Source organism: Bradyrhizobium sp., assembly GCF_016462955.1.
Taxonomy (GTDB): domain Bacteria; phylum Pseudomonadota; class Alphaproteobacteria; order Rhizobiales; family Xanthobacteraceae; genus Bradyrhizobium.
Genome location: NZ_JAEMSD010000194.1, coordinates 4046 through 11538, shown reverse-complemented (window position 1 = coordinate 11538; position 7493 = coordinate 4046). Strand labels below are relative to the sequence as shown.

At 65.6% G+C, this 7493-nt stretch carries 5 protein-coding genes; 2 read left to right on the top strand and 3 right to left on the bottom strand.

Features of this window, described 5'->3' with window-relative positions; genetic code table 11:
• The 3 genes from JHD07_RS19995 to JHD07_RS19985 form a co-directional block, all read right to left on the bottom strand.
• On the bottom strand, positions 1–530 hold a 530-nt coding region (locus JHD07_RS19995), incomplete at its 3' end, for an ABC transporter substrate-binding protein (protein ID WP_291625001.1).
• A gap of 435 nt (positions 531–965) precedes the next feature.
• Entirely contained in the window at positions 966–2516 is a 1551-nt protein-coding gene (locus JHD07_RS19990; protein WP_291624999.1) for an AMP-binding protein, read from the bottom strand.
• 18 nt (positions 2517–2534) lie between these two features.
• Positions 2535–3689 carry an iron-containing alcohol dehydrogenase gene (locus JHD07_RS19985; RefSeq protein ID WP_291624997.1) on the bottom strand — a complete coding sequence of 385 codons (1155 nt, stop codon included), beginning with the start codon at positions 3687–3689 and terminating at the stop codon, positions 2535–2537.
• A 485-nt stretch (positions 3690–4174) separates the two neighbouring features.
• On the opposite strand from JHD07_RS19985, the gene JHD07_RS19980 reads away from it, so the two are divergent.
• Positions 4175–5380: an efflux RND transporter periplasmic adaptor subunit gene (locus tag JHD07_RS19980; protein ID WP_291624995.1), complete on the top strand. Its 1206-nt coding sequence runs from the start codon at positions 4175–4177 to the stop codon at positions 5378–5380.
• On the top strand, positions 5377–7493 hold a 2117-nt coding region (locus JHD07_RS19975; RefSeq protein ID WP_291625003.1), incomplete at its 3' end, for an efflux RND transporter permease subunit. The genes JHD07_RS19980 and JHD07_RS19975, both read left to right, overlap by 4 nt.

The window sequence follows — 7493 nt, the reverse complement described above, 5'->3', positions numbered from 1 at the left end:
GGGGTGTAGCCAGAGGCGAGCAGCGCCAGCAGCGAGGGCTGCGGCCGCTTCAGGTTGAAGGAAACCTCGAACTCGCCGTTGGTCGAGACGTCGTTCACCTGGTCGTACCAGGATTTGCGCGGGTTCTGCCGGAACTTCTGCTGCGCCTTGCCCATCAGCATGTCGAAAGTGCATTTGACGTCGGCCGAGGTGAACGGCTTGCCGTCGTGCCATTTCACGCCCTGGCGCAGCTTGAATGTCAGCGTCTTGATGTCGTTCACCCAGGCCCAGCTCTCCGCAAGCTCGGGGACGATGCTGTCCATGCTGTTCTGCGCGACGTCTTGCTTGTAGATGGCGAGATTGTTGAATACCGGCATGAAGGGAACATTGAGCGAGTAGGTCGCACCTTCATGGATCGAGGCATTGCCGGGGCTGTCGCGGTGATACATCCGCAAGATCCCGCCCTGCTTGGGCTCGCCGGCCAGCGTCGCAGTTGAGGCCGTCAGCACAGATAGCGCCGCCATTGCGGCGAGCGCCCACACGCTCCGCATGCTCATCCTCCCTGGACGTTGGCCTTTTGCGGCCTGTTGGTCGCGACGATAGCGAGGCGCGCGCATTGAGGCAACCCGCAAGGCGCAGCCGTGCCCTCGACACTTCGGACGACGGAGGGCCGCGGGCTTTTCTCTCCCGATGCGAGAGTGCAGATGCGAAGAGGTGAGTCCTGTGCAGATGTTGCGCGAGGTTGCATCAACAACCTCCGCTGTCATCCTGGACAAGCGCGCCCTAAGCGCGCGCAGATCCGGGATCCATAGCCCCGGGGAGAGTTTTGCGAGGATTCGGAGTTGCCGTCACGCGCGACAACCACTCCCTGTGGTTATGGGTCCTCAGATGCGCAACTGCGCATCATAGTTCGCGACTTCGTCGCGCCCCGGGACGACAGTTGCGTGCGTGGGCGCTTGCTTGCGCGCCTTACGCCGCGGAAGCCCTCACACGATCCTTGACGCCTTGTTGCCCCAATAGCGGTCCCGCAGCAGCCGCTTGTACAGCTTGCCCGTCGGCAGTCGCGGCAACTCCTTCTCGAAATCGACCGATCGCGGCACCTTCTGCCGCGACAGCGATTTTGCGCAGAAGGCGATCAACTCTTCCGCGAGCGCGGGGCCCGGCACCACGCCGGACATCGGTTGCACCACCGCCTTCACCTCTTCCCCAAGATCGGCATTTGGTACGCCGAACACGGCGGCGTCCGCGACCTTCGGATGGGTGATCAGCAGATTCTCGCATTCCTGCGGATAGATGTTCACCCCGCCCGAAATGATCATGAAGGTGGCGCGATCGGTGAGATAGAGGAAGCGGTCCTCGTCGACATAGCCGACGTCCCCGACCGTGCTCATGCTGCCGTCGGCCGAGCGCGCCTCCTTCGTTTTCTCCGGGTCGCTGAAATATTCGAACGGCGTTGCCGTCTTGAACCATATCTGGCCCGGCGTGCCGACCGGGCACTCCCGCATGTCCTCGTCGAGGATGTGCAGGTCGCCGAGCAGCACCTTGCCGACCGTGCCGCGATGGCTGAGCCATTCTTCGCTGTTGCAGGCGGTGAAGCCGAGGCCCTCGGTGGCGCCGTAATATTCGTGGATGATCGGTCCCCACCATTTGATCATGTCGTCCTTGACCAGGGCCGGGCAGGGCGCGGCGGCGTGGATCGCGATCTCCAGCGAGGACAGGTCGTAACGCGCTCGCACCTCCTCCGGCAGCTTCAGCATGCGCGAGAACATGGTCGGTACCAGCTGGGTGTGGGTGATGCCCCATTGCTCGACCAGCTGGAGGTAACGCTCGGGGTCGAAGCTCTCCATGATGATCACGGTGCCGCCCATGCGGATCGTCAGGTTCACGGCAGCCTGCGGCGCCGAGTGATAGAGCGGTGCGGGCGACAGGTAGACCATGCCTTCCCGGTAGTGCCAGAGCTTGGTGAGGAAATCGAACAGCGGCAGATTGTGCTTCGGCGGCTCCTCCGGCAGCGGCCGCAGGATGCCTTTCGGCCGTCCCGTCGTGCCGGACGAATAGAGCATGGCCGTGCCGAGCCATTCGTCCGCGATCGGCGTCCGCGGCATCTCCGCCGTCACCTCCGCCAGGCCGACGATGCGTTCGCTCTCACCCGGGCCGTCGGCGACGATGCAGAGCTCGACGTCGGGGCAAGCCTTGATCGCCTCTCGCGCGATCTCGAGCTTGGCCATGGACGTGATTAGGATCTTCGACCGGCTGTTGACGAGGAGATAGGCGAGTTCGCCCGGCGTCAGGAAGGAGTTGATGCAGGTGTAGTAGAGCCCGGCGCGCTCGCCCGCGCCGCAGGCTTCGAGGTAGCGGGAATTGTTCTCCATGAAGATCGAGTAGTGGTCGAGCCGCCTCAAGCCGTGCTTGCGGAACAGGTGCGCCAAGCGGTTGCTGCGCGCCTCGAGCTCGCGATAGGTGACGGCCTCGCCCGTCGCCGCCATGATGAAGGCGGGCTGGAGCGGGCGCAGGCGGGCATGCGTACCAGTATACATCGAACCTCCGGCTTTGGATCAGGCGGCAAGAATCAGAATGTCGCGTACGTCGGCGGGGCTCTCGATCGTGCGCGGGTTGCGCGGAATCCAGTTCGTCCGCATCGCCTGTTCGGCGATCGCGTCGAAATGCTCCGGGGAGACGCGAACGTCCGCGAGACTGCGCGGCATGCCGAGCGAACGGATGAAGGCATCGAGCACATCGGCGGCGTCGTGGCCCGGATAGCCCATGGCGGCGGCGACGATCATCTGGCGCTCGGCATTGTCGCGCGCATTCCATCGCATCACCGCCGGCAGCATGACGCAGGAGGTGTAGCCGTGCGGCACGTCGAAGGCCGCGCCCAGCACGTAGCCGATGCCGTGGCTCGCGCCCATGGGGACGCCGGCCGACAGCGCGCCCATCGACAGCCAGGTGCCGATCTGCGCGTCCATCCGCGCATCGAGGTCGGATGGATTGGCCTTCACCCGGGGCAGCGCGTCAGCGAGCATGGCGAGGCCCTTCACCGATTGCGCGTCGGCATAGGGATGCGTCTCGCGTGAGCAGATCGCCTCGACGCAATGATCGATCGCGCGGATGCCTGTGGACAGGAACAGCCATTCCGGTGTGTGCACGGTGAGGGCGGGGTCGAGGATGGTCGCGCGCGGCACGGCGAGCGGATGCCGCAGCATCTGCTTCACGTTCGCCTTGCGGTCTGTGACACCGGCAATCGCGCTGAACTCGCCGCCGGCGATCGTGGTCGGCACGCTGACCTGCCGCACGGTTGGCGCGGTCATGTCGGGTGCGACACCCCCGTGGACGCGGATGCGATCGATGCCGTCGATGTCGGTGATGCCGTTGGCGAGGCAGAGCTGCACCGCCTTTGCGCCGTCGGTGATCGAGCCGCCGCCGACGGTGACGATGAGGTCGGCATCCGCCTCGCGCGCCGCATTCGCCGCGGCGATCACCGCCTCGCGCGGCGTATGCGCCGGCATGGCGTCGAACAGGCCGGCGCAACGCGCGCCCAATGCCTGCCTGATTTTCGCGATCTCGTCGGTCTGGCGGTTGAGCGTGCCGGAGACCATCAGGAAGGCGCGGCGTGTGCCCAGCCGGTCCATCTGCGCGACGATGGCATCGGCCGCAGGATGGCCGAACACGACCTCCTCGATCGCGCCGAAAACGACACGTCCCTGGTGCACGTCTGTCCTCCCGGACAAAATCGTCTTGTTTTGTAGGGGGTAACCTAGCCGAGCCGCCGCCTCCCGTCATGTGCGAAGACGCTGGGGGCCCTTACCCTCCCTGCACCTTCACCAGAGGTCGTCATGCCCGGGCCTTCGCCGCGCCGAAGCGGCTACGGCCCGGCCATGACGATGTGGAGACTATCGTGCCCAAAGGGGGACTGCTCATATGCGATTGCCCTACCCTGCAGGGGACGGGCGCAGGCGCAGGGCGAAAGATCGTGCGCTCCATTCAGGATTCCGGCGGATAACGCCATTCGCATTCGCCCGCCGATCGCCTCGTGCGAGGCCGGCGATCTTCCTGTCAACCCGCCTTCCGGCCAGGGTCCTTTTCCGAGCCTTGCGCGCATCGCGGTCTTGAAGAGTTCATCTTGGCGTCCCATCTTGTGGCGCCCGCAGGTAGAGGCGTACCATGTGCTTTCTGCGGCATTATACGAGGACCTGGGATGAGCGGACCGGATGGAAGCGAGCAGTTTGCCAGAAGCCACGATTTCGGTCTGGCCCGACCGAGTGCAATCGCTGCGCTGCTCGTTGCGACTTTCGCGCTCACCGGTTGCGGTCAGCCGGCCTCGCAGGCCGCGGCCCCGCCGCCGGCGGCAGTGACGGTCGCCCAGCCGGTCAAGCGCACCGTCACCGATTGGGACGAGTTCACCGGCCGCTTCGAGGCGGTGGAAGAGGTGCAGGTGCGGCCGCGCGTCGGCGGCTTCGTCAACTCGGTTGAGTTCACGGACGGCGCCATCGTGCGTCAGGGCGATCTGCTCTACGTGATCGACCCGCGCCCGTTCGAGGCGGTGGCCACGCAGGCGGAAGGGCAGCTGGCGGACGCGCGCGCCAGGGTGGAGCTCGCCAAGCGAGAGCTCGATCGCGGCCTCAGCCTGGTGCAGACCAGCGCGGTCTCCGAGCAGGTCGTCGACCAGCGCCGTCAGGCCTTGCAAGCCGCGCATGCCGCCGCGACGCAGGCCGAAGGCGCGCTGAAGGCCGCCAAGCTCAACATCGAATTCACCCATGTGACCGCACCGCTGACCGGCCGCGTCAGCCGCCATCTCGTCAGCCCCGGCAATCTCGTGCAGGGCAGCGACGGCGGATCGTCGACCTTGCTGACCTCCATCGTGACGCTCGATCCGATCTATATCTATTTCGACATGGATGAAGCGACCTTCGTCAAATACAGCAAGCTGTGGTTCGAAGGCCGCCGCCCGAGCTCGCGCGATACGGCGAACCCGGTGCAAGTGTCTCTCGTCGGCGAGACCAAGCCATCGCATGAAGGCACCATCAACTTCCTCGACAACCGCCTCGACGTCTCCACGGGAACGCTGCGCAGCCGCGCCGTCGTCAAGAACACCGATCAGTCGATCCTGCCCGGCCAGTTCGGCCGCGTCCGCCTGATCGCCAGCGCGCCCTATGAGGCGCTGCTGATCCCGGATGCCGCGATCGCGACCGACCAGTCCCGCAAGATCGTGTTCGTGGTCAAGCCCGACGACACCGTCGAGGCGCGTCCCGTCGTGCTCGGGCCTCTGGACGACGGCCTGCGCGTGATCCGTGAGGGGTTGAAGGCCGAGGATCGGGTCATCGTCAACGGCGTCCAGCGTGCCCGCGTCGGCGCCAAGGTTGCACCGCAGACCGCACAAGCTCCGGCCGGTGGCAAGCCATGAACCTCGGGCGTCTCTCCATCAATCAGCCCATCCTGGCGATGGTGCTGTCGATCGTGCTCCTGATCGTCGGCGCGCTCGCCTACACGACGCTGCCGGTCTCCGAATATCCGCAAGTGGTGCCCCCGACCGTCGTCGTCACCACGCAATATCCGGGCGCCTCCGCGCAGACCGTGTCCGACACGGTCGCAGCTCCGATCGAGCAGGAGATCAACGGCGTCGAGGACATGCTGTATCTCTACAGCCAGGCGACCTCGAACGGCCAGCTCACAATCACCGTAACCTTCAAGCTCGGCACCGATCTCGACAAGGCCCAGGTGCTGGTGCAGAACCGCGTCGCCATCGCGCAGCCGCGGCTGCCCGAGGAGGTGCAGCGCAACGGCGTCACCACCCGCAAGAACTCGCCCGACATCCTGATGGTCGCGTTCATGCTGTCGCCGGACGACACTTTCGACCAGCTCTATATCTCCAATTACGCGCTGCTCCAGGTTCGCGACCAGCTGCTGCGCCTCGACGGCGTCGGCGACATCCAGATCTTCGGCGCCCGCGACTATTCGATGCGGCTGTGGCTCGATCCTGACCGCATCGCCAATCTCGGCCTGACCTCGGCCGAGGTGCTGGCGGCGATCCGCGCCCAGAACGTCCAGATCGCGGGCGGCCAGATCGCCGAGCCGCCGATCGCCGACCGTGCCTTTCAGCCGAACCTGACGTTCACGGGCCGCCTGAAGGACCAGAAGCAGTTCGAGGAGATCCTCATCAAGGCCGGCTCCGATGGCCGGGTGGTGCGGTTGCGCGACGTCGCGCGCATCGAGCTCGGTGCGCTCTCCTACACCACCAACAGCTTCCTGCTGCGCAAATCAGCGGTCGCCATGCTGGTGACGCAGCGGCCGGGATCGAACGCGCTCGCCACCGCGAAGAACATCACCGATACCATGGCGCGGCTGAAGGAGAGCTTCCCGAAGGGCCTCGACTACAATATCGGCTACAATCCGACCGAGTTCATCGCCCAGTCCGTCCACGAGCTGATCAAGACCATCTACGAGGCCATGCTGCTCGTGGTCATCGTCGTGCTGGTATTCCTGCAGGGCTGGCGTCCCGCGATCATTCCGATCATCGCGATTCCCGTGTCCTTGGTCGGCACCTTCGCGGTGATGGCGGCGCTGGGCTTCTCGATCAACAATCTCACGCTGTTCGGCCTCGTCCTCGCCGTCGGCATCGTCGTCGACGACGCCATCGTGGTGGTCGAGAATGTCGAGCGTCATCTCGAGCATGGCATGAGCCGGCGCGATGCCGCGCTGAAAACCATGGAGGAGGTTGGCGGCGCGCTGGTCTCGATCGCACTGGTGTTGTGCGCGGTGTTCGTGCCGACCGCGTTTCTCGGTGGCATCTCCGGACAGTTCTTCCAGCAATTCGCCGTCACCATCGCCGTTGCGACCGCGATCTCGTGCTTCTGCTCGCTGACTCTGTCGCCGGCATTGGCCTCGCTGATCCTCACCCCGCACCAGGAGAAGCGCCCGCCGGCGGCCTGGAATATCATCGCGCGCGGCTGGAACGCATTCACCGGTGTGTTCAATCGGATTTTCGATAGGCTCGCGCACGGTTATGCCGGGCTCGCCGATTTCGTGATCCGGCATTCGGTGGTGATGCTCCTGATCTACGTCGTGCTGATCGGCAGCGCCGGCTGGCTGATCGTGACCACGCCGCAAGGATTCATCCCCGCGCAGGATCGCGGCTACGTCATCGTCTCCGTGCAATTGCCCGGGGCGGCGTCGCTGGCGCGCACCACGGAAGTCGTGCGCGAGATCGAGCGGATTGCGCTGGATACGCCCGGCATCGTCCGTGTCGCCGCCTTCGCCGGCTTCTCCGGCGCGACGCGCACCCAGGCCGGCAACGCGGCTGCACTGTTCCCGGTGTTCGACGAGCCGGAGGCGCGAATCAAGAAGGGCTTGTCTGCGAACGCCATCACGGTCGAGCTGCGCAAGCGACTGTCCGCGATCCAGGGCGCGTTCATCATCGTGATTCCGCCGCCGGCCGTGCCCGGCATCGGGACGGGCGGAGGATTCGCCATCCGCATCCAGGACCGCCAGGGCCGCGGGCCCGAAATGCTCGCAGCCGC